This window comes from Pseudomonas viridiflava (assembly GCF_900602065.1).
Classification (GTDB): Bacteria; Pseudomonadota; Gammaproteobacteria; order Pseudomonadales; family Pseudomonadaceae; genus Aquipseudomonas.
Genome location: NZ_UWFN01000344.1, coordinates 1 through 338, shown reverse-complemented (window position 1 = coordinate 338; position 338 = coordinate 1). Strand labels below are relative to the sequence as shown.

The following is a 338-nucleotide window of genomic DNA, read 5'->3' as shown; positions in this document are numbered from 1 at the left end:
TCTACGGGCAGTCGGAATCATGACCTGGCTTTTGCTGCTGACCGCGTGCGCGCTGACCTGCCTGGGCCAGATCGCACGGAAGCTGGCCGTGGAGGGCTGGCGTGGTCATTTCCCGGGGCTGTTGGCCGCCGCGCGTTCGGCCTGGCTGTGGCTCGCGATGGCGTGTCTGGGCCTGGGGTTGCTGGTCTGGCTGATGGTGTTGCAGCGCCTGGACGTCGGCGTCGCATATCCCATGCTGGGCCTGAATTTCGTACTGATCACCCTGACCGGACGTTACCTGTTCAATGAGCCGGTCGACTGTCGGCACTGGCTGGGCGTGGCGCTGATTCTGGCGGGCG

Annotated in this window: 1 protein-coding gene; it reads left to right on the top strand. The window is 65.7% G+C overall.

The window, feature by feature from the left end; all coding sequences use genetic code 11:
• Window positions 1-19: 19 nt before the first annotated feature.
• The coding region (locus EE949_RS25725; RefSeq protein WP_164666842.1) for an SMR family transporter at window positions 20-338 on the top strand (319 nt) is incomplete at its 3' end.